Annotated in this window: 17 protein-coding genes; 12 read left to right on the forward strand and 5 right to left on the reverse strand. The window is 59.8% G+C overall.

From position 1 onward, the window contains the following. Positions 1-126 precede the first annotated feature (126 nt). The 5 genes from AC1D3C_RS00220 (at position 127) to AC1D3C_RS00240 (ending at position 6,649) form a co-directional block, all read left to right on the forward strand. Entirely contained in the window at positions 127-2,706 is a 2,580-nt protein-coding gene (locus AC1D3C_RS00220) for a hypothetical protein (RefSeq protein ID WP_477481487.1), read from the forward strand. Between the two features lie 93 nt (positions 2,707-2,799). Beyond that, positions 2,800-3,735: an ABC transporter permease gene (locus AC1D3C_RS00225; protein ID WP_040125405.1), complete on the forward strand. Its 936-nt coding sequence runs from the start codon at positions 2,800-2,802 to the stop codon at positions 3,733-3,735. Next, entirely contained in the window at positions 3,736-4,629 is an 894-nt protein-coding gene (locus AC1D3C_RS00230) for an ABC transporter permease (protein WP_040125407.1), read from the forward strand. Continuing rightward, a complete protein-coding gene (locus AC1D3C_RS00235; RefSeq protein ID WP_477481488.1) occupies positions 4,626-5,633 on the forward strand; it encodes an ABC transporter ATP-binding protein in 1,008 nt (335 codons plus the stop codon). The genes AC1D3C_RS00230 and AC1D3C_RS00235 overlap by 4 nt, the downstream gene beginning before the upstream one ends. Further along, positions 5,630-6,649: an ABC transporter ATP-binding protein gene (locus tag AC1D3C_RS00240; protein WP_477481489.1), complete on the forward strand. Its 1,020-nt coding sequence runs from the start codon at positions 5,630-5,632 to the stop codon at positions 6,647-6,649. The genes AC1D3C_RS00235 and AC1D3C_RS00240 overlap by 4 nt, the downstream gene beginning before the upstream one ends. Before the next feature lie 119 nt (positions 6,650-6,768). Here the strand turns inward: AC1D3C_RS00240 and AC1D3C_RS00245 are convergent, their stop codons facing one another. From AC1D3C_RS00245 to AC1D3C_RS00260, 4 genes are all read right to left on the reverse strand, one after another. After that, entirely contained in the window at positions 6,769-8,364 is a 1,596-nt protein-coding gene (locus tag AC1D3C_RS00245) for an ABC transporter substrate-binding protein (RefSeq protein WP_477481490.1), read from the reverse strand. Between the two features lie 35 nt (positions 8,365-8,399). Continuing rightward, on the reverse strand, positions 8,400-9,512 hold the full coding sequence (locus AC1D3C_RS00250; protein WP_477481491.1) for a mandelate racemase/muconate lactonizing enzyme family protein: 1,113 nt from the start codon (positions 9,510-9,512) through the stop codon (positions 8,400-8,402). Positions 9,513-9,756: 244 nt separating this feature from the next. Continuing rightward, a complete protein-coding gene (locus AC1D3C_RS00255; protein ID WP_477481492.1) occupies positions 9,757-10,596 on the reverse strand; it encodes a hypothetical protein in 840 nt (279 codons plus the stop codon). 3 nt (positions 10,597-10,599) lie between these two features. Then, entirely contained in the window at positions 10,600-12,984 is a 2,385-nt protein-coding gene (locus AC1D3C_RS00260; RefSeq protein WP_477481493.1) for a CaiB/BaiF CoA transferase family protein, read from the reverse strand. 178 nt (positions 12,985-13,162) lie between these two features. Here AC1D3C_RS00260 and AC1D3C_RS00265 point away from each other — a divergent pair, with 178 nt between their 5' ends. From AC1D3C_RS00265 to arfA, 7 genes are all read left to right on the forward strand, one after another. Continuing rightward, on the forward strand, positions 13,163-14,194 hold the full coding sequence (locus AC1D3C_RS00265; protein ID WP_162182364.1) for a LacI family DNA-binding transcriptional regulator: 1,032 nt from the start codon (positions 13,163-13,165) through the stop codon (positions 14,192-14,194). A gap of 264 nt (positions 14,195-14,458) precedes the next feature. Then, on the forward strand, positions 14,459-16,357 hold the full coding sequence (locus AC1D3C_RS00270) for an ABC transporter substrate-binding protein (protein WP_477481494.1): 1,899 nt from the start codon (positions 14,459-14,461) through the stop codon (positions 16,355-16,357). A gap of 64 nt (positions 16,358-16,421) precedes the next feature. Further along, positions 16,422-17,429, forward strand: a complete 1,008-nt coding sequence (locus AC1D3C_RS00275; protein WP_247135161.1) for an ABC transporter permease — start codon at positions 16,422-16,424, stop codon at positions 17,427-17,429. Continuing rightward, on the forward strand, positions 17,426-18,286 hold the full coding sequence (locus AC1D3C_RS00280; RefSeq protein WP_477481495.1) for an ABC transporter permease: 861 nt from the start codon (positions 17,426-17,428) through the stop codon (positions 18,284-18,286). The genes AC1D3C_RS00275 and AC1D3C_RS00280 overlap by 4 nt, the downstream gene beginning before the upstream one ends. Then, positions 18,286-19,353 (forward strand): ABC transporter ATP-binding protein, encoded by a 1,068-nt coding sequence (locus AC1D3C_RS00285; RefSeq protein WP_477481496.1) that lies wholly within the window; start codon positions 18,286-18,288, stop codon positions 19,351-19,353. Before AC1D3C_RS00280 ends, AC1D3C_RS00285 begins: the two co-directional genes overlap by 1 nt. Beyond that, entirely contained in the window at positions 19,350-20,246 is an 897-nt protein-coding gene (locus AC1D3C_RS00290) for an ABC transporter ATP-binding protein (protein ID WP_477481497.1), read from the forward strand. The genes AC1D3C_RS00285 and AC1D3C_RS00290 overlap by 4 nt, the downstream gene beginning before the upstream one ends. A gap of 45 nt (positions 20,247-20,291) precedes the next feature. Next, on the forward strand, positions 20,292-21,839 hold the full coding sequence (gene arfA / locus AC1D3C_RS00295; protein WP_477481977.1) for an arabinosylfuranosidase ArfA: 1,548 nt from the start codon (positions 20,292-20,294) through the stop codon (positions 21,837-21,839). 40 nt (positions 21,840-21,879) lie between these two features. Here the strand turns inward: arfA and AC1D3C_RS00300 are convergent, their stop codons facing one another. Next, on the reverse strand, positions 21,880-22,806 hold the full coding sequence (locus tag AC1D3C_RS00300; RefSeq protein ID WP_477481498.1) for an ArsR/SmtB family transcription factor: 927 nt from the start codon (positions 22,804-22,806) through the stop codon (positions 21,880-21,882). Positions 22,807-23,103 lie beyond the last annotated feature (297 nt).

Below are 23,103 nucleotides of genomic sequence, written 5' to 3' on the forward strand. Positions count from 1 at the left end.
CTCTTCCGGTTGGTCCGACCATGGCCAGTTCAAGACATTCGTTTGCCGGGACGGCGAAGGCCGCGGAGCGCAGGCAATTGCCGCCGCATTCAACGACGAATGGTTTCATATTCTAAGGATGACGTTATGACTGCACCGACTTCGGTCACCATTGTTCTGCCTGATGCGGATGACGCCGCGCTTCATCCGGTCCGTTGGGCGGCGACCGAACTGCAGGCGGCCCTTGCCCGCCGCAATGTGCAGGCTCAAATCGCAAGCGCCGCACAATCGGGAACGATCATCACCGTCTCCGGAGCCGGTCTCCCCGGGAGCCCCGACATGGCGGTCGACCTGCCGGAGACACCGGAGAGCTTCGTTCTTACCCGGCAAGGTGATCGCATCTCGGCCTGGGGCTCCGACATCGGCGGACTGGTCTTCGCTTTGACCGAACTCGCCGACCGTGTGCAGTTTGCGTCCGGAGTGGATCTCTTCGAGGGAACCTATCCCCTTGTCGAGCGGCCATCCGCCCGCGTGCGCAGCATGAGCCGGATGTTTTGCAGCGAACAGGAAGACAAGGTCTGGTTTTACGACCGCCAGCAGTGGCGCGATTATCTCTCGATGCTCGCGACAAATCGTTTCAACCGTTTCTCGCTCGCGCTCGGCTTCGGATACAACTACCCTTATCACAACCCCTGGATCACCGACGTCTACTTCTATTTCCCCTATCCATATCTGCTCGACCTTCCAGGCCATGACGTGAAGGTGGTGGAACTGCCGGAGGACGAGCGCGAGCGCAACCTCGACATGCTCAAATTCATCGGCCGGGAAGCCGCCAGGCGCGGCCTTGAATTCCAGCTTGCGCTGTGGACCCAGCGATATGATTTCGATGACGTACCACGCGCCAACTATACCGTCCGCGGCGTCACCAAAGACAATCTCGCACCCTATTGCCGCGACGCGATCACCACGCTTCTGAAGGAAGTACCGGAAATCACCGGCCTTACCTTTCGGGTGCATGTGGAAGGCGGCATCGCCGAGGGCGAATACGGTTTTTGGGAGGACGCGTTCGCCGGCGTTGCGGCTGCCGGCCGGCCCGTCGAAATCGACATGCACGGCAAGGGTCTCGACCACAAGATGATCGGGATTGCCCGTGACAGCGGCATGCCGATCGCCGCCTCGCCAAAATATCTCGCGGAGCATATGGGACCGCCCTACCACCAATCGGCAATCCGCGAGAAGGAATACCCGCCGGAGGTTGCTCGCAGCGAACGGGAGCAACTGAGTGAGGGGTCGCGAAAATTCCTGCGTTACTCGTATGGCGATCTGCTGACGGCCGACAAGGACTACAAGGTCATCTACCGCATCTGGCCTGGCACGCAGCGCGTGCTCCTGTGGGGAGATCCCGAATTTGCAGCGGGTTACGGCCGCAGCTCGATGTTTGCCGGGTCGGACGGCGTGGAATGGTGCGAGCCGCTGGGCTTCAAGGGCCGCATGGGGACAGGCATTCCGGGCGGACGCTTCAACTACCAGAAACAGGGCTATGCCACGCGGTACGATTGGCAGAAATACGACTATCAATATCGGGTCTGGGGTCGGTTGCTCTACAACCCCGATGCGCCGCGCGAAAGCTGGATGCGTTATCTCCAGCAGGTCTGCGGCGATGCCGCCGAGGAATGCGAAAAAGGCATGTCCTGGGCAAGCCGTGTTCTGCCGCTGGTCACTCTCGCGCATGGGCCATCCGCCTCGAACAACCACTACTGGCCGGAGGTCTACACCAACCTTGCGCTCGTCGAAGGCTCCGGTCGACGCGCCTATGGCTTCGACATGGAAGGTCCGGTTCGGTTCGGCAATGCACCGACATTCGATCCGACGCTGTTTGCCAATGCGCGTGAATATGCCGAACTGCTGCTCGCCGGAGAACCGTCGCATCGCTTTACCCCGCTGGATGTCGCCGATTGGCTGGACGAGATGGCAAATGGCGGCGAAAGCGAAGTCCTGAAGGCCAACAGCGCGTCCAGCTTCGGCAGGATTGCCGTCCAGAGAATGCTCGTCGATATCCGGATCTGCGCCGGGCTGGCGCGGTTTTTTGCGGAGCGCTTCCGGGCAGCATGCTGGGCTGAACTGTTCGTCGCCACCAAGGTCACGCCGTTGATGGACCGCGTTATCGACCATGCAAGACGTTCGCTGATGGCGTGGGAAAAGATCGCCGATATCTCGCGCGATCTTTACGCCGATGACCTTACCTATGGTCCGCAATCATGGCTGCGTGGATCCTGGCATTCAAGGTTGCCGGAAATGCAGGCGGAAGTGGCCGATCTGGAGTCGCTCCGCGGCGGCGGTTGCTATGAGAGCGTTGAGGCAAGCCCGAAGGCCGCAGCGGCAATCGCCGCGCTGGAGGCACGTTTTCCGGTTCTGTCCCGCCCCTCCGGCGTGACCGGTGCGCCGACCTTCAAGCCGGGCGCCGATTTCGAAGTCCGGTTCGATGGAAAGGCGGAAGGTGAACCGACCCTGCACTACCGTCACATCAACCAGGCAGAACGGTGGAAGTCGCTTCCGATGAAGGACCAGGCCGGAGGTTTTGCCGCCACCGTGCCGGGCAGCTACACGCAATCGCGATATCATCTGCAATATTTCGTCAGCTTTCGGCAAAATGGGCGCTCTTGTCTGTCGCCGGGATTGCAGCCGAACCTGTCCAATGAGCCTTATTTCACGTCGTTACAAAATTGAGGCTGGCTGTCGGCGGTTTGCTGCGTGAAAATAGCGTGTTCCGGAATGCGAGGAGGCAGGATCGGAACCGCGACCAGGGAGGAGGAACACACCATGGCGCGATATTTGCTGCTGAGACTGGCCGATGCCATTCCCACGGTTCTGCTTGTGCTGACGCTCGTCTTCATCGCCATGCGCATCTTGCCCGGCGACCCGGCGATCGCGGCCCTGGGGGACATGGCAACACCCGAACAGCTGGAAATCTTCCGCGAGCGGATGGGGCTCAACGCCCCGCTGTGGATGCAATATTTCAGCTTCCTGTGGGGGATGCTGACGCTCGACTTCGGCACGTCGCTGATGAACAACCAGTCGGTGCTCAGGCTGATTGCCTATAACCTGCCCTATACGATCGAGTTGACGATCGTCGCCATGATCATGGGGGTCGGCGTCGGGATTCCACTCGGCGTGCTGGCCGCGACACACAGGAACAAGGCACCGGACGCCGCCGTTCGCGGTTTCTCGCTACTGGGCTATGCCGTGCCGGACTTTTACCTCGGCGCCCTGCTGTTGATCACCTTTTCGCTGAACATGGGGTTATTTCCGATCAATGGCGGCGGCGAAGGTTTTGTCGACCGCATGCATCACGTCTTCCTGCCGGCCTTAACGCTCGCCATGGTCAAGGCCGCGTTCATCGGACGACTGACGCGAACCTCTCTGCTGGAGGTGTTCGGCAAGGACTATATCCGCACCGCACGTGCCAAGGGCGCACGGGAACGTCGGGTCATCTACCGGCACGGCCTGCGCAATGCGATGCTTCCGCTCACCACAGGTATCGGCCTCAGCATGCTTGCGACCCTGTCCGGGTCTGTCGCGATCGAACTGGTTTTCAACCGGCCGGGGATCGGCAAGCTGCTCATCAGCGCCATAGCTGAACGTGACTACGCGGTCATCCAGGGCGGTGTTGTGATTTTCGCGCTGTTCGTCGTGCTCATCAACCTCCTGATGGATCTCGTTTACATCGTCGTCGATCCCAGAATCCGGGTGCAGTAAATGGTCGTCACCACCGAAAACTCGCAGCTCTCCTCACCCTTGCTTGCCCCGGAACCGAAGCCGCTCAGCCAGATCGGCTATACGTTGTTCTCGCGCCCCTCGACCATCATAGCGTTCATGGTCGTGCTGATCTTTATTGTAGTGGCGATCTTCGCGCCGCTCCTCGCGCCATATGATCCGCTTGCCCAGAGTATCCTCAAGATCAACCGGCTCCCCTCTGCCAGCAACTGGCTCGGCACCGACCAGTTCGGACGCGACGTGCTCTCGAGAATGATCCACGGCTCCCGCAATTCGTTGATTTTCGGCCTGATTTCTCCGGTACTGGCGGCGATCTGCGGGACTGTCCTCGGCGTCGTCGCAGGGTATTTCGGCGGCATTATCGATCGGGTGATCTCGCGCCTGATCGACCTGCTGCTGGCTTTTCCCGAACTGCTGCTCGCCATCATGATTGCGGCGGTGCTGGGTGGCGGCTTCTGGAACGTCATAGCAGTCATCACCGTCGCCTTCATTCCCGGCTTCGCCCGCGTGGCGCGCGCTTCGACGCTCGCGGTCAAGCAGGAGCCCTATATCGAGGCGGCCACGGCGATCGGCCTGCGCACGCCGGTCATCATCTTCCGTCACGTCATTCCCAATATCGCAGCACCGATCGTGGTCCTGATGACGCTCTGGGTCGCCTCCGCGATCCGCCTTGAGGCATCGCTGAGCTTCCTTGGCATCGGCACCCAACCGCCGAACCCGAGCTGGGGCAATATTATCCGCGACGGCCTCAACAATCTCTTCGGTTCGCCATGGCCGATTATCGGCGCCGGCTTCGCTATCACCTGCGTCGTCCTCTCGTTCAACCTTCTGGGCGACGTTGTGCGAGACGTGCTCGATCCGGAGATCTCCGAATGACGGTACCCCTCCTGAAGGTCGACAATCTTGCCGTCGAATTCGGCCCGAAGGCCAACCCGATCCGGGTGGTCGATGGCGTGAGTTTCGAAATCCCACCCGGAGGGGCGGTCGGAATCGTCGGGGAATCCGGATCCGGCAAGTCGATCACCTCGCTCTCCATCCTGCGGCTGATCTCCGAACCGCCGGGACGCATCGTGCAAGGCCGTATCGAATTCAACGGGGTCAACCTGCTCGACCTCCCGCGCTCGAAAATGCCCGAAATCCGCGGTCGGGACATCGCGATGATCTTCCAGGAGCCGATGAGTTCGCTGAACCCGGTCATGAAGATCGGCGACCAGATCGGCGAGGCGGTCATGCTCCACGAAGCAATGACCAGCGAGCAAAGGCGCGCGCGTGTCATCGAAATGCTGGGACTAGTCGGCATACCGGATCCGGCCGGGCGCGTGGATTCCTATCCGCATCAGTTCTCCGGCGGAATGCGTCAACGCGTGATGATCGCCATGGCATTGGCCTGCAATCCGAAACTACTGATCGCCGACGAACCGACGACGGCGCTCGACGTAACCATCCAGGCACAGGTTCTCGACCTGATGCACAAGCTGCGTCGCACGCTGAACACCGCGGTGCTGCTGATTTCGCACGATCTCGGCGTTATTGCGGATGTCTGCGAGCGGGTGGTGGTGATGTATGCCGGCAGGGTTGTCGAGGAAGCGGATGTCCTTTCGATTTTCCGCACGCCCAGTCACCCCTATACGCGGGGATTGTTGCAATCGATCCCGCGGCTCGACGACGACCGCGATCGTCTCTACCAGATCCCGGGATCAGTGCCGCTGGCCGGATCGATCAAGACAGGCTGTCCTTTCTACGAGCGATGTTCCTTGCGCATCGAGAAATGCGCCAGGGAAATGCCGCCGATGTTCTCCTTCGGACCGGACCAACGGGCGGCATGCTGGGTGACCGCCGGGCAGGCGGATGCAAAAAAGAAGGAGAGATCCCTGCAATGACCGATCCCATCCTTCGCGTCGAAGACCTCGGCAAGACGTTCGGTTCCGGCCTCGGCTTCAGCCTCGGGAAGCGGGCCGACGAGGTGCGTGCCGTCGACGGCTGTTCCTTCTCGGTCAATCACAGCGAGACGCTGGCGCTTGTCGGCGAATCCGGTTGCGGGAAATCCACCCTCGGCCGCCTTCTGCTGCGGCTGATCGATCCCACAGCCGGCAGGGTCCATTTCGACAATACCGAGCTGACCGGGCTGGCGCCCGCACAGATGCGCGACATGCGCCGCCACCTGCAGATGATCTTTCAGGACCCTTACGGCTCGCTCAGCCCCCGTCGCACGGTGGCCCAGATCATTGCCGAGCCGCTGGATGTGTTCGGCCTGGTCAGGTCCCGGCGCGACCGGCGGGAACGCGTTGCAGACCTGATGAACCAGGTGGGACTTTCCCCGAGCTTCATGGACCGCAACCCGCGGCAGTTTTCCGGCGGCCAGCGCCAGCGCATCGGCATTGCACGCGCGATCGCGGTCGATCCGAAATTCATCGTGGCCGACGAACCCGTCTCCGCTCTGGATGTCTCCGTCCAGGCGCAGATCATCAACCTGATGCAGGACCTTCAAAGGAAGAAGAACTTCTCCTTCCTGTTCATCGCCCATGACCTTGCTGTCGTTCGCCACATCGCCGATCGCGTGGCGGTCATGTATCTTGGCCGGATCGTCGAGATCGGGCCGAAGAAACAGATCTACGGGATGCCGCAGCATCCCTATACGCAGGCGCTGTTATCGGCAGCGCCTGAACCGGATCCCGAACGCAAGGGCAAGCGCATCATTCTGGAAGGCGACGTCCCGAGCCCCAAACGCGTTCCGCCAGGCTGCAGTTTCCATACCCGTTGCCCGATCCGCCAGGAGATCTGCAGCGTCGAGCGACCGCCGCTGCGCGAAGTCGCACCGGGCCAATTGGCGGCCTGTCATTTCGCAAAGCCGTTTCCCATCCCGCTCACCAGGCCGTCTCCGGCGATCCCGGCCTGACGGCGCGTCACGGCAAGTCTCAGGACGGATTGCCGTCATGTTCCGAGCAGCAAAACGCCATCCACCGCAAGTGCGACGCGCTTGCGGGGGATGGCGGATTTGGAACTCGATCGACGACGTCAGGCGGTCTTGGTGGCGCGATGGAAACGCCAGCGGGCGTAACCGCTCTTGACCGGATAGCCGAGGTTGACGCGCTTGTTGCGAGCCACGGTGAAGGAAAGGCTCGATAGCGCGATCAGCGGCAGATCTCGCAGGACCTGCAGCTCGATCTTCTTGCAGAGTTCGAGATAGGTGTTGTAGTCGGTCGCCTGCAGGGCCTGGCTCAGCAGATCGTCGATACCCGGCATCACCACACCGTAGTGGCTATAGGCACCGCCGCCCTTGCCATCCGGCTTGGCTTCCGATTTCGACGAAAGCTGCTGGAAATAGAGCTGGGTCGGGATCGGCGGATAACTGGACGAGTGCATCGCAAGCGTATTCTTGTCGCTGCGATTATCGGCGTGATAGGCGGTATGATCGCCGATCTTCAGGTTCATGCGCATGCCAACACCGCGCAGCTGTTCCTGCACGATCAGCATCGTCGACGCATAGTCTTCGCGCTGGCTGCAATTGCTGTCGAAATCGAAGCCGTTGGGGAAACCCGCTTCCGCCAGCAGCGCCTTCGCCTTTGCCGGATCGGGCTTGTACTGCAATTCCGGCGGCAGGTCCTCCGTCTTGAAACCGGCCGGGAAAAAGTCCGGCTGCAGACCGGCCATGAACCCGCCCATCGGCTTCAGCGCGTCGGCGACAGCGTGACGGTCGATCGCATACATCAACGCCTGGCGGACCTTGAGGTTATCGAAAGGCTTGCGTTTCAGGTTGATGTGGAGCGTGTTGAACGACCCCGGCTGCGTCATGTCGAATTGCAGGGTCGGGTCACGCTGGAGCATGGAATCCACCCAGCCAGGCGCGCGGACGGCCTCGATCATGTCGACATTGCCGGAGAGAAGCGCCAGTGTCCGGGCAGTGGTATCGGCGATGAAAACACATTCGACGCCGGCGATCTTCGCCTTGGTTCCCCAATAGCCCTCGTGGCGCTTCATGGCTTCGCCCCATTCGCTGTCAAAACGGGTGAGTTCATAGGGACCGGTTCCCACCGCATCCGTCATGAATTTCTCGGCACCGATCTTGTCGAAGGCTTTCTTCGAAACGATCGAGGTATTGTTGGAAAAGATCGTCGTACCCAGCAGGTTCACGTCCGGCGTCTTGAGGACGACGTCGACCTCGTACGACCCCTTTGCGACCACATCCGCGACATTCGACATGATGGTCTTATTGGTGCCATCGGCCATAGCGCGCTTGTAGGAGAAGACGACATCCTCCGACGTCATCTCACCGTAACCCTTGTGGAACTGCACGCCCTGACGCAGCTTGAAAGTCCAGGTCTTGGCGTCCGACGACGATTTCCATTCGGTCGCGAGCGTCGGCACGTACTTGTCGGGCGTCGTGGCGAAATCGCCATCTTCCGGCCGGACGAGTTGTTCGTACATCTGCTCCGTCGCCCAGTTGTCGGAACCCTGTGTGGTGAAGTTGGGGTCGCTGGTGCGGGGGCCGCCCGCAGCAATGCCGATCCGAATGACATCGGTGCTCTTCTGGGCATTGGCGGTGCTGGGGATACCCGTCGCGCTCAGCGCCGTGGCGGCTGCCGCCAGTTCAAGAAATTCTCTTCTGTTCAAGCTCATTATCTCCTCCCAAAGACAAGCTTCGCTTTTCAGCTTCGCCGTTTGTCCAATTCGGCGTCGTGGATCACCAGACCGAGACCCGGACCGCTCGGAACTTCGAATTTTCCATTTGACGGTTTTGGCGGATTGGCAAACGCGCCATGCATGCGCGTCGACGGATCGGCGAATTCCGCCGGCTTCGTCAGATGCATGATGGTTGCCAGAACGTGCAGGTTGGCAGCGTGCGCGATGGTCGGCTGGGTCTGATGCGGCACCAGTTCGACGCCGTATGCGTAGCAGATCGCAGCACATTGCATCAGCCCGGTGATGCCGCCCATCTTGATGATGTCCGGCTGCACCATGCGGACACCGGCATTGATGATGTCGATCAGTGCCTGGGTGGTGTAGGTCTGCTCCGCCGCCGACACGGTGATGTCCAGACGCTGCGCGACCTCTCCCATCGCGCGCACGTTATAGTGTTGGACCGGTTCCTCGAACCAGAGGTAACCGAGCTCCTCCAAAGCCCGGCCCACCCGGATCGCTCCACCGACCGAATATTGATTGTTGGCGTCGAAGGCGAGCGGGAAATCGTCGCCGACCAGCTTGCGCACTGCCTTGGCCTTGGCGATATCGCCCGGAATGTCATAGTCCTGCCGAGTGCGGTCGCCGTCCCAGCGGATCTTGATGGCAGCGGGCGTCTCGGATTTCCAGCGCGCCTCGACCGCCTTCACGGTCTCGTCGACGGTGCGTCCGGCATTTCCCCCGATCGAGGCATAGAACGGTATTTCCGTGCGCCAACCACCGCCGAGCAGCTTGAAGATCGGCTGGCCGAAATATTTGCCCTTGATGTCCCAGAGCGCAATATCGAGGGCCGCGAGCGCACCGGTGACGGCCCCTTCCGGGCCAAGCTTCACATATTTATGCAGCAGCTTGTCGTAGAGGACCGCATGGTCCAGAGCGTCAACGCCAACCAGCGAAGATGCAAAATCACGAACCACCCCGAGCGAGTGTTCGCCACCCATCATCGGCGAGGCCTCTCCGTGCCCGACAATGCCGTCGGTGGTCGTCACGCGGACGATGGCGCTACGCCGACCCGGCGGCTCGTTCGGTTCCCAGCTAACCTGGAAAGCCTCGATGGATTTGATCGTCGTCGCCGTCGCCACTGCGCACCTCATTAAAACGAAATCACCCGGTCAAAGCCGGTCCCAAAATCTCGATAGGAGCCATGTCCGTCCATAATGGCCGTTAGCCCGATGCCGACATGCAGTTCGCTGACATCGTACGCCCCTCCCCGGCCGCATCGATCATGTGACCGACTTGATGCCGTCACCCTCTTCCGTCATTGCAGCATTGCGCAGTTTGCATCCGTATGCAAGCGCTGCTTTCCAAAAAATATGGTTGAGGCAGTCATGGGCCGGGAGTGTCATAGGCATAGATCTGGGTGCGCCGAAAGCGCGCGACGAGAAGCCCATCCGCCAGCAGGAATTCCTCGGTCCCCAGATAATGCTTGCCCTTGCGCTGATAGACCTGGGCGACCTGCCCTACCGTTGCAAGCCGCTGGCCGGGCCTGACCTGCGCAAAGTGCTGGGTCTCGATCTCGGTCAAGACGATCGGCGAGGGAAACCGGAAACTATTATGCGCATCTCCCATCGCAAGACGCATGGCGCAGCCGGAGTGGACGATGCCCTCACGCTTGTAGAAAGGTTCGCCCTCTCCGAAAGCGCGCAGAGATGCCTCGAAATCACCCTGGGTCAGCACCCGGTTGGCCGTGGTCAGTGACATGCCCGGACGGAGGCTTCCCACGTCGCCTTTCGAGGGAACCGCCGGTCTCGGAATAGGCGCAAACGCCGATATATCGGGCACGACCGGAGCCGCGTCAGGCAGGCCGACCCAGCCGCTGGCCACCTCTTCTCCCTCCTCGTTGGTCACCGAAACCTGCGCACGGCGCATGGCTGCGTCGCCCTCCAGGATTCCGGCACGGATGAGGAGACGATCGCCGTTATAGACGGGCCGGCGAAAGCGAGCACCCATGCCGCCGCGTCCCGTCCAGGCCTCTCCCCAGGCCTGCAGTGCAACGCGACTTATGTGACCGTAAACGAAAGCCCCCGGAATGAGCGCAGCCTTGTAACCCCGCGCCTGGGCGACGGCATCATCGTGGATCGTGCCGACATAACGCGGGTCGTTGTCGAGCTGGATATCGACAGTCAGATCTCTGGGGAAAACTGGGGGCATATCGTCCTGATCCATCCATCAACCGTCCGGAAAAGGGACCGTGGCCATAACGTCGCCTGCCGAAACGCGGTCGATTTCAAGGGCAGGCAGGGCGAGGATATCTTCGAGGACGTACCGATTGTCTCCGCCGAACTGCGGGGCCGGGCGGCGCTGGCTGCCCGGCGTCCGGCTGAGGTGGATCGGCAGGCCGGGATGACGATGCCGCCCGGCATCCGGATGATTGAGCTCCGTGAAGAACCCCCGATGGGCAAGATAGGTGCTGGAGGCGACATCGGCGGCATTGGCAACCGGGGCGGCGGCGACCCCGGCATATTGAAGAAGCCTTGCGACCGCGTGCTTGTTTCGCACAGCAGTCCACTCGGACAGTATCGCAGTCAGTTCCGTTTCATGGCGCTTGCGTGCCGCGAGATCGGAGAACCGTGGGTCGGTTGCGAGCCCAGGGTGCCCGATGGCGAAACAGAGCGCCTGCCATTGCGCCTGGTTTTCGGCAGCGATGACCACCCATTGGTCTTCGCCCCTTGCCGGAAAAGCGTCATGCGGCGACATGTTCGCAACGCGGTTGCCATCCGGGAGGGGGTCGACCCCGCTTTCGGCCGCCAGCAGGAGTTCCGCGCCGATGAACTGCATCGCCGCTTCGACCTGGGGCACCTCGACATACTGGCCCCTGCCCGTCCGGTCCCGATAATGAAGCGCCGTCAGGATCGCCGCAGCCGCGTTGAAGCCGCCGATCGGATCGAGGTAGGAAGGCCCGCTGTTTTCCGGCTGCCCACCCGGATAGGCCATCATTGCCGACATGCCGGTTGCCATCTCCATGGTTGGGCCAAGCGCCGCGTATCCCGACATCGGGCCGCTGCCTCCGAAAGCAGGGAGCTCCGCAACGATGATGTCCGGCTTGATTGCTGTGAGGCTTTCGTAATCGAGCCCGAGTTTTGCGAGCGTGCCGGGCCTGAAATTGCAGATCAATATATCGGCGACGGCGACGAGCCGGCGCAGCGTACTGCGCCCCTCCTCCGTCTTCAGGTTGAGGATGCAGGAGAGCTTGTTGACATTCTGCGAGTTGAAGAGAAAGGACCGGTCGAACGGGCGGGCGCCCGGTTCGCCATCCGGAAAATTGATCGGGTTCGGCCTCTCCTTGTTGAGCCGCCAGGAATTCACGCGGTTCGGTGATTCCACATGGATTGACTGCGCACCGAAATAGGCAAGGACCCGGCCCGCCATCGGGCCTGCCCAGGCCGTGGTGATCTCAATCACTCTCAGACCATCGAGCGGCGGCACTTTTGAAGATCTCGACGATTGCCGCGGCTGCCGGCTTTTGGCCTCCCAGACCGCGGGATCGATCTTCAGCTTCCCAAGTGCGGGCGCGCCGGATCTGACCACGCGCGGCGTGGCGCTCAAGCGGAACGGCGGGCCAAGGATCAGCCGGTCCTCGACCTTTTCCCAATAGTGTCGGCCGTTCAGGTGACGGTTATGGATCTGCTCGGATGGACGATAGGCTTTTGCGGCAATGACCTGGGCTTTCTGCAGCCGATCCACCAGGTCCTCAGCAGACCAGTTCTCGACCTTGTCCTGGATGATCTCGTAAAGGGTATCCCAATTTGCCCGCCGCACCTGGGGTTCGGAAAAGCGCGGGTCGGTTTCCAGAGGGAGCAGATCGAGCGCGGTGCAGACCGCGCGCCAACGGTGATTGTAGATCCAGATGCAAACCCAACCATCGCGGCACTTCACTTGCCCTGCCGGGATCGTCTGGTCCTGCCTCGTATGGATCGAACCGTTATAGATGTGACGCATGACATAAGGGAAACACATGGCCGCAGCGGTTTCGGCGGCATCGATCGCCACGATCTGGCCGAGACCGCTGGAATGGCGTTCGTGCAACGCCGTCATGATGCCGATATAGGCCGCCTGCCCTGCGGCAAAGGATGCACGCTCGCCGACGCCATAGAGAGGTTCCCGCCCGTAGGCGCCATTGTTGTTCATCATCCCGGACAGGGCCTGAAGAACGATCTCCGGCCCGCGCCACTCCTTCAGCGGCCCGTCGCAACCAAAGGCGGTGACACAGACCGCGATGCAGGCGGGATTGAGGCGCATGACCTTCTCGGGATCGAAATCCTCCGGCAGGATGGCGATGTCCGCCCCGCAAAGCATGGCGTCCAACACCTCCTGCCCACCAGTGCCTGTCCGATCGATGACGACGGAATTTTTGCCGGTGTTCAGATGCCAAAATCGCAGCGAGAGGGTCGGATCGGTCAAGGAAAACGGCGGCATATGCCGGATAGATGAGCCTTCCGGAGGTTCGATCAGCATTACCTCGGCGCCGAAATCCGCCAGCAGCCGCGCGCAAAACTGTCCCGCCAGGGTATCCGAAAAATCGACGACCCGCAGGCCGTCCAGGGCTTTGGACATCCGCGTCTCCACCATCCGATTGTCTGGTCGGGTGTTCTCCCGACCGATGCCGAACCTAACGCGCGTTGCATACGGATGCAAGATCGGGAACTATCTCAATTTTTCATATTGATGGCCGGCTGTTTGAGGCATAGTGAGAAGCGCGCATCGGTTGCAGCCAAACCAAGGGGAGCCGTCATTGAGCAGGAATGAGACCGCCAGCGAAAAAAGCAGACGCAAGCCGATGACGGCGCGTGAACTCGCCCGCATGCTCGGCGTCAGCCAATCGGCGGTCTCACGCGCCTTTACGCCGGGCGCGAGCATCGCCCCCGAGTTACGGGAAAAGATCGTCCGTTTTGCCGAGAACGTGGATTACCATCCCAATGCGATTGCAAGCATGCTGTCGAAGAGCCGCACGAATATCGTCGGCATCGTCATCTCCGATATGCAGAACCCGTTCTATCCGGCGCTGATCGAGCAGCTATCGCGCGCCCTGCAGCGCATCGGGCTGCAGAGCCTGATGTTCAACATCACCAGGGGCACCGATCTCGAGGAGCAGCTTTCGGCGCTGAGGCGCTACAATGTCGATGCGGTCATCATCATCTCCGCGACCATCCTGTCCGGCCCGACGCTGCAATGGGCAACCGACGGCAGGGCCGCGATCCTGATCAACCGCGTGGCGGAAGACACCGAACTCAGTTGTGTGATCTGCAACAATGCCGAGGGTGCGCGGGCCATCGCCGACCATTTTCATGCTATCGGCCGCCGTCGCGTCGCCTATGTCGCAGGCCTTTCGCACACAACAACCAATCGGGAGCGGCAGAACGCCTTTATCACCCGCGTCGCCGAGCATGGCATGACGCTTTCCGCCCTGATCGATGGCAATGAATACAGCTACTATGCCGGAAGGTCCGCTGCGCTCGACATTCTTGCGCGAGGAGAAACTGACGCGATCTTTTTTGCCAACGACATACTTGCGGCCGGTGGCCTCGACGCGCTTAAGGAAAGCGGTGTACGCGTGCCCGAAGATATCGCTGTCGCAGGCTTCGATGATATAAGCATGGCCGCCTGGCCGCATTACGATCTAACCACGTTCCGTCAGCCGATCGATACGATCGTCGACGTGGCGGTGACGATGCTGGAGAACGGTTCATGCGCTCCGGGCCAACCGCCGGTCATCCGCCGCATTTCCGGCGAGCTCATCAAGCGGGGTTCGACCGGCGTTTCATAAGACCGGCGTTTCATAAGAATAGTCGGCGACAGACCTCGCGGCATCGCCGAAGGTAACCAACGACTGACAGTCGGGGCAGCCGATTTTTGCACAGCGTACCACGCTCGCGAGCCAACTCCCGGGTCTCGAGCTCATCGGCGGACGACCGAATATATCACGAAACGTGATACAAATCACGAAAACGGTTGACTTTCCGCACCGCCCAGGCAGTATTCGTTTAGTCGGGTAGCCGATCAGCACGCTGGAAACTGGGAGGAATACGGCATGCTTTCGAGAAGGACATTTATGTGGCTCGCGGGGACATTTCTCGCGACCAGGCCGGCGCTTGGGCAAGTGCCAAGCAATGATTTACCCCGAGAACAGCTGCTGATTCTCGAAAACCCCGAAGGAACGATCAAAAACGCCGGATGGTTCAACATTTGGGCCATCAATGCCGGCGGGCAGACGACGGGTCTCCACCAGAACATGATGGACACCTTCTGGTACATCGATCCCGACCACGGTGTCGATGGTGTCTGGGACAATTCGCTCGCAACAGAAAAGCCGATCTATAACAAGAATTTCACGGAGATGACCGTGAAGCTCCGCTCCGGCATCTTCTGGAGCGATGGCGTGGAGTTCACTGCGGACGACGTGGTGTTCACGATCGAGACCCACATGAAGACCAGCGGCCTGCGCTGGAGTGCACCGGTTCAGATCAACGTCGCGGCGATCGAGAAGAAGAGCCCGACAGAAGTGCTCTTCAAGCTCAAAAAGCCCAATTCGCGCTTCCATGCACTGTTCACGGTTCGCTGGAACGCCATGTGGATGATGCCGAAGCATGTGTTTGAGAAAGTCGGTGACGTTCTCAAGTTCGACTTCAACCCGCCGGTTGGGCTTGGTGCCTATACGCTCCACAATTTCGACCGCGGCGGCAAGTGGTTCATCTGGAAGAAACGCGAGGATTGGAAGCGCACCACGGTCGCCCGGTTCGGTGAACCTGGCCCTGGCTACCTAGCCTATATTGACCCGGGACCGCCCGAAAAACGGGTTATCGAGCAGCTCAATCATCGTCTCGACGTCATCCACGATCTGTCCCCCGAAGGCATGTTCACGCTTGCCAAGGACTCGCCGTCCTCGGTCAGCTGGTTCAAGGGGTTTCCCTATGCGCATCCTGACCCGACCCTGCCTGCGGTCATCTTCAACCATCGGCTGGAAAAATTCCAGAACAAGGACGTCCGCTGGGCTCTGGCACTGCTGATCGACATCAAGGCTGTCAGCATGGCTTCCTATCGAGGCGCCGCCACCATCTCCGCAATCGGCGTGCCGCCCACCGGTCTTTATCCGAAATACTATTTCGAACCGATGGAACAGTGGCTGACGGGTTTCGAACTCGACACGGGCAAGCGGAAGATCAAGCCCTACGACCCGACGACAGGCAAGCAGATCGCAGAAATGCTGCGCCCGTCCCTCAAGGACCAGATACCATCGGACCCGGCTGATATAGCGACCGCGTTTGGCAAGGGATGGTGGAAACCTGATCCGGAGGCGGCAACCGAACTTCTCCAGAAAGCCGGCTTCACCAAACAGGGCGAGCGCTGGTTTCAGCCGAACGGGCAGCCATTTTCGGTAAAGGTCATGGTCGAAGGCGATCTCCGGCCGGTCATGACCCGGGCCGGATCGATCATCGCGCAGCAATGGCGGCGTTTTGGCATCGATGCGGTTATCGACGTCGCCCAGGGAACGATGATTGACAGGCGAGGTGTCGGCGACTTCGACACCTTCATAGGCTGGAGCGTCGAGACCTGGGGCGGCCACCCGGACCTGTCGTTCTTCCTCGACAGCTGGCATTCCCAGTTTGTCGTCGACGTCGGCAAGGTGCAACCGCCGAGAAACTGGCAACGATGGGCTGAACCGAGGCTGGACAAGATCATCGAGGAGATCCGCACCATCGATTTCGACGATCCGCGTGGGGTCGAGCTCGGTCTCGATTATCTGAAGTTGGCCACCGAAGAGATGCCGATCATTCCGCTCATGGCCTACAACGTCTTCACGACCATGGACACGACGTATTGGACCGGCTTCCCGAGCCTCGCAACCAAGCCTTACACCGACCCGGTCCCCAACTGGGGCAACACTAAATACATGATGGTCAATTTGAAGCCGACCAAGCCGGCAAAGTGAGAAACTGCCGCCCGGAGCCTCCAAGGCACCGGGCGGAGACCTCATCCCGATATACGAGGCATCAATGCGATCCTACGCCATCTATGTGGCCAAGCGCATCCTACAGTTCGCGCTGGTCGTTTTTGTCGGCATCAGCATCACGTTTCTGATCACGCATCTCACGCCGATAGATCCGGTCGAGCATGCCGTCGCACAAGTGAGCACATTTGGCTTTTCCAGCCCCGAATCCATTGAGCTTCTTCGGCAGTCCCTTAAGGAACTCTACGGCGTCGGCGACAATCTGTGGGAGGAGTATCTCATATTCTGGCGACGACTGGCGATGCTCGACTTCGGCCCCTCGCTATCGGCATTTCCGACGCCCGTGAGTGAACTGATCGGGAGAGCCATCCCATGGACGATCGGTCTGCTTACAGTGTCGACGATATTGAGCTGGTTTATTGGGAATGTCCTTGGCGGACTGGCAGGCTACTACAGCCGCAATCGCATCCTTCGGGTCCTCGGCATGATCATGATGGGGCTCCATCCGGTACCCTACTATATTGTTGCCTTCGTTCTGTTGATCGTCTTCACATTCCTCTTGCCGATCCTGCCGAGCAGCGGCGGCTACGAGATGAACCTTCGGACTGGATGGACGCCCCAATTTGTGGGCAGTGTCCTGATGCACTCCATTCTGCCTTCGCTCTCCCTCATCCTTGTCGGTGTCGGAAGCTGGTTCATGGGAATGCGGGCGCTGGTCTCGAATATCGTGACCGACGACTACGTCACCTATGCTGCGCTCGCCGGCGTACCGGACAAAAAGCTCGTAACGTCCTACGTCATGCGCAATGCATTCCTGCCACAGATCACCGGCCTTGCAATGTCGATCGGCGCGATCTTCAACGGCGCGGTGATCACCGAACAGGTCTTCGGATACCCGGGGATCGGGCGCCTTCTGGTGGAAGCCGTCCACGCCGCCGATTATTCGCTCGTACTGGGCATCACCTCGATTGCCATCATCGCAGTCTCGGCAGCCGTCTTCATCATCGACATCATCTATCCGCTGATCGACCCGCGCGTACAGGTGAGCCAATGATTGCCGTCCTCAGAGACCTGTTCCGCTATAACGGCGAGTTCGCGATCGGATGCATGATCATGGCGATCATCCTCGGCCTTGCCGCAGCTTCCTTTTTCTCGCCCTATGAGCCGATCGACTCCTACGTTGTGGCCTTGGATGCGCCACCATCGCTCGAATATATATTCGGAACCAATTCGCGCGGTCAGGACATTTTCTGGCAACTGGCCTTTGCGATCCGCAATACTCTCACCTTCGGCTTCATCGTAGCGCTCATCAGTCGCATACTCTCCCTGACGATCGGGCTGATCTCCGGTTATGTCGGCGGGATCGTCGATCGCATCCTGATGTCGATCAACGATACGTTTATCGTCATTCCACTGTTCCCGCTTCTGGTCCTGCTCTATTTCGTGTTGCGTGACGACATGACCTGGTTCGTGCTGGCACTTGTCATGGCGGGCCTCGGATGGGCCTATGATGCGCGGCTTATTCGATCAGTCATGATAAGCCTCAGAACCCGTGAATTCACCAACACCAGCGTTTTTTCCGGCATGTCGATGCCGAGGATCGTCACGCAGGAACATCTGCCCTATGTGCTGCCGATCGTCTTCTCGACTTTCATGAATAACATGAACTGGTCGATCGGGCTCGAAGTCACGCTTGCGGTCCTGGGCTTTACCGATGTCGACACACCGACTGTCGGCGGCATGATCTTCTGGGCCAACCAGCACAGTGCAATGGTGTCCGGAGTCTGGTGGTGGTACTTCTTTCCCACCCTCTTCGTGACGTTGACGTTCATCGGCCTCTTCCTTCTGGCCATCTCGATGAATGAATACATCGATCCGCGCAGCCGGCTCGATCGGATGGGGAATTCCTGATGACGCAGATCCCCGTCTCAGCCGGCAACGGACACGCGCACGTCCTGGAAACAAGTAATCTCCGCGCCTACTACCGGATGAAATATTTCGGGATCGACCGCGAAGTAAGAGCTGTCGACGGGATCTCGATGCATGTGCGCAAGCACGAGATCTATGGCATTGCGGGCGAATCCAGTTGCGGCAAGACCACGTTCATCAAGGCGATCGCGGCGGCGATCAGGCCCCCGTTGGAAATTGTTGGCGGGCAGGTGAAATACAGCTTCATCGACGATGATCTCTATGCATTGCCCCCGGCACGACGTGCAGCCATTCGCTGGCGCCACCTCTCCTACATCCTGCAAGGCTCGATGAACGTGCTCAATCCCGTTCGTCGCATTCACAAGACGTTCGAGGATTTCGCATTCCGGCACATGCATTTGCCACGCGCCGAATTCGATCAGGAGGTGCGGCGCCATCTGGAGCGGCTGCGCCTTGCTCCCGAGATCCTCCGCTCCTATCCGCACGAACTGTCGGGCGGGATGCGACAGCGCGTTTGTATTGCCCTCGCTACGCTTTGCAGGCCGGAGTTCATCATCGCCGACGAACCGACGACCGCACTCGATGTCGTCGTCCAGAAAGATGTCCTGGCAATGATCCGGGAAACACAGCATGAATTCCACTCGTCAATGATCTTCGTTACCCACGACCTGACGGTTCATGCAAACATCACGGACAGGCTCGGCATCATGTATGCCGGCCGTCTTGTCGAAGAAGGGCGAACGGCTGACGTTTTTGCCAATCCCTTGCATCCGTATACGGCCCATCTGATTGCAAGCTTGCCGACGATCGGTGACAGGCATACACGCGATGGGCTTCATGGAACCCCGCCGAACCTGGCCGATCCTCCGAAAGGGTGCCGTTTCCATCCAAGATGCCCACTGGCGATGGAGATCTGCCGACACGAGAACCCGGCCCTTACCACCCTCGCAGAAGATCATAGGGTGGCATGTTTCGCGGCGAGCTCGGACGTCCTGCCGACACCTGACGAGAAACCGAACCAGCCCGAGGAATTGGAGATCGAGCGATGACGGCTCCTCTTCTGCAGCTCGACGGCGTCTCCAGGCTCTACAAACGAGGAGGCCTGCTTGGCCGTCAGGAATTCCGGGCCGTCGACAATGTATCGTTCTGCCTGGAGGGCGATGAGCCTCAAGTCTTCACGATCATCGGCGAATCCGGAAGCGGCAAGACGACGCTTGCGAGGATGATCCTCAACATGGTCCGACCAAGCGCCGGCACGATCCTCTTCAAGGGGCGGGACCTGGTTTCGATCCGCGGGACCGGAGCACGGCGAAAGTTCATGAAAGAGGTCCAGCCGATCTTCCAGAATCCCTTCGAGGCGTTCAATCCCTTGAAACGCGTCGATCGCTATCTGTTCATGACGGCAAGAAACTTCACCGACGCCCGTTCATCCGCACAGCTGGAAGCCGTTGCCGACAAGGCGCTGAACAATGTCGGCCTTTCGATTGCCGAAGTGCGCGGGCGGTTTCCTCACGAGCTCTCCGGAGGTCAGCTCCAGCGGGTGGCGATTGCCCGGGCGCTGATCCCCGGCCCTTCGATGCTTGTCGCCGACGAGCCGGTTTCGATGGTCGATGCCTCGCTGAGAATGTCCATCGTCAATCTGTTTCGTGCCCTGCGTGATGATCTCAAGGTTTCGATCATCTACATCACGCACGATCTTGCGACGGCCTATTACGTGAGCGACAGGATCATCATCATGCGCAAGGGTGAAATCGTCGAAAGCGGCGAGGCGCGCTCGGTCCTTGATAACCCCCAGCATCCGTACTCGCAGCTCCTGAAGTCCGCCATCCTGTCCCCCGACCCGAATGGTCGCGGCGTGCTGACCGGCGACAGTGCCGCGTCTCAGCAAGCACGCGCGTCGCCGGATTCGTCGATCGAAGAGACAGAGCTGCAGCCGCATTAGCGGCGAATTACCCGTTTCCTGAAGCAAAGTGAGATTTGAGAGATGATCAAGGCCCAAGCCCGGTTCGACCGGGACTTTATCATTGGTGAAACCGACAACCGTCTGTTCGGTGCGTTCATCGAGCATCTTGGCCGCTGCGTCTATGGCGGCATTTTCGAACCCGGCCATCCGACGGCCGACGAAAAGGGGTTCAGGCGGGATGTCCTGGAGCTCGTGCGCGAGCTCAATCCCACCATCATGCGTTACCCCGGCGGCAACTTCGTTTCCGGTTACAATTGGGAGGATGGAGTGGGGCCGGTCGAGCAGCGCCCACGCCGCCTCGACTTGGCATGGAAATCCGTCGACACCAATCATTTCGGAACCAACGAATTCATGGACTGGTGCCGGGTGGCCGGTATCGAACCGATGTTGGCCGTCAACCTCGGCACGCGCGGGCCAGACGAAGCCCGCCATCTGCTCGAATACTGCAATCATCCTTCCGGCACTCACCTTTCCGACCTTCGCCAACAGCACGGCTGGAAAAAACCGCACGACATCAAATTCTGGTGCCTGGGCAACGAAATGGACGGCGGCTGGCAGATGGGGGCGAAAACGGCCGACGAATACGGCCGCATCGCGGTGGAAACCGCAAAGATGATGCGGATGACCGATCCAACCATCGAACTGGCGGCCTGCGGATCTTCCGGACGAAAAATGGCGACCTATGGCGAATGGGAGAGGATTGTCCTCGAACACACGTTCGATCACGTCGAGTTCATATCGCTGCACACCTATCTCAACAACTATGCCGACGACACGCCGTCGTTCCTGGCAAGTCCCGACCTGATGGACAGCTTTATCGAGGAGGTGGTTTCGATCGCCGATGCCGTCGCGGCGCGACGTCGCTCCCACAAGCGCATCATGCTGAGCTTCGATGAATGGAACGTCTGGTATCGCACTCGGCGCGGCGAACATAACCGCGTGAAGGAAGGCTGGCCCGTCGCCCCACCCATCCTGGAGGAGGAATACGACATGCAGGATGCGCTTGCCTTCGGCGGCGCATGCATCTCACTCCTCAATCACGCCGATCGCGTCAAGGCCGGATGCCTCGCCCAGCTTGTAAACGCCATCGCCCCCATCATGACGGAAACCGGTGGACCGGCCTGGCGGCAAACGATCTTTTGGCCCTTCTCGGACTTCAGCAATCTCGGCAGGGGCAGCGTCCTCAGAACCCGCGTCGATACGCCGACCTATGCCACCCGCTATTACGACCCCACTCACACGGAAGACCTGTACGACAAGATCGACTCGGTTCCGTACCTCAAGTTCTCGGCGGTGCATTCGGAAGAGAACAAGACGGTCACCCTCTTCATCCTGAACCGGCATCTTTCCGACGATATGCAGGTTGATATCGCGGCAACCGGCTTCGGCGGGCTAAAGCTGCAGCGAGCACATTCGCTGCATCACCATGATCTCAAGGCGAGTAACACCAAAAATGCGCCGAACACCGTGGCGCCTCGCGATCTGAAGGACATAGAGGTGACGAGTGACAGTGTCACGATCACCGTCCCCCCGGCGTCATGGAGCGTCGTTCGGTTCGGCGCTTCCCTGTGAAACCGAAGTCGAAGACGGCCCGTACAGGCCCCATCCGCCGTCAGGCAAGATAGAGCCGCATGATGATGTCCTGGTCGTAGTTGCCGAAGCCGCGACCGAATATGTTGATGCCCCCTGGGTGGGGGGCATTCTCTTCTATGCCGATTTTCATCCTGATCGAATGATGCTCGGCCAAACCGATGTCGCCGACAGTGATATTGGAGATCGATACGCCGTCGATAAATGATCCCTGCTTGGTGACGCGCCAAGTCTTCAGCTTGCCGTATTGAGAACCTTCAAGCTTCCACCACTGTGGCGTATAGACCCCGCGCTTGTCGCCATAGTCGCCGGGTGACGTCCAGGTCCCGATGCGATGCTCGTTGATCCACAGCGTTATGTCGGAAGGCCAGTTGACGTTCGTGCCGGGCACTTCCGATGAAAGTTCCATCGAAAATTCGATGGCCTCGACCGCCGAGTTAACAAGCTTGGCATTGTTCGGAAATTTGTATTCGACATTGCCGCGGCCGAACCAGATCAATGCCGCTTGCACCCGGCCGGGATCGAGGAAGAAATCCGGAACATCCAGCAGCCCGATGACGCCGTCTGGCGAGCAAAGTCCGCAGGGCGCGGAAACTTCGCAGCTCGTGTAGAGGCCCAGAGGCATCGCAACTTCGATCTGGTTGTTTCTCGTTGCTTTCTCGGCGGTATCGAAACGAACGATGATTTCGTCGTATTTGGCGCTGCAGACCTTCTGATTGCCCTTGGTCGCCTTGACAGAATAGGTCTCGATGAGACCGGCCTCTTCAAGGGTCAGAATGTTCACGGCGACCGTCGACTGCGGCAGCGACAAGGCCGCGCTGATTTCATTGACGTTGAGCTTGCCGCGATCATGGAGAAGCTGAAGAATGTTGACCCGAATAGGTGAAGCCAGGCCCCTGAGAACCAAGCTGCCGGTATTGGCCGAGACGGTGAGAAAATTGGGCTTCATGCTTCATGATCATGCAGTTGCCCTCCCTTTGTATCAGAGATTTTGATTTACTAAGAGCAAATTTTTCGAAGACCGGGCGATACTCTTGGTCAGCGGATGATCTAGGCGTTTTACAGACGCCAGCCCGAGTAGCTTCACAGAACCACTGTTCCCGATCGCGCGAAAGTAGCCGATCCTTCCGCAGTTCTGCAAAATACGCCTTTCGGAGGATGGACAGGCTGGCTTCCGCAGATCGTCGGCCATTTGCCCAACAAACCCATGGAAAGCTGCTCAAGACTTAAACCTTTTGATCCTGTT

The organism is Neorhizobium sp. P1_A6 (genome assembly GCF_056406795.1).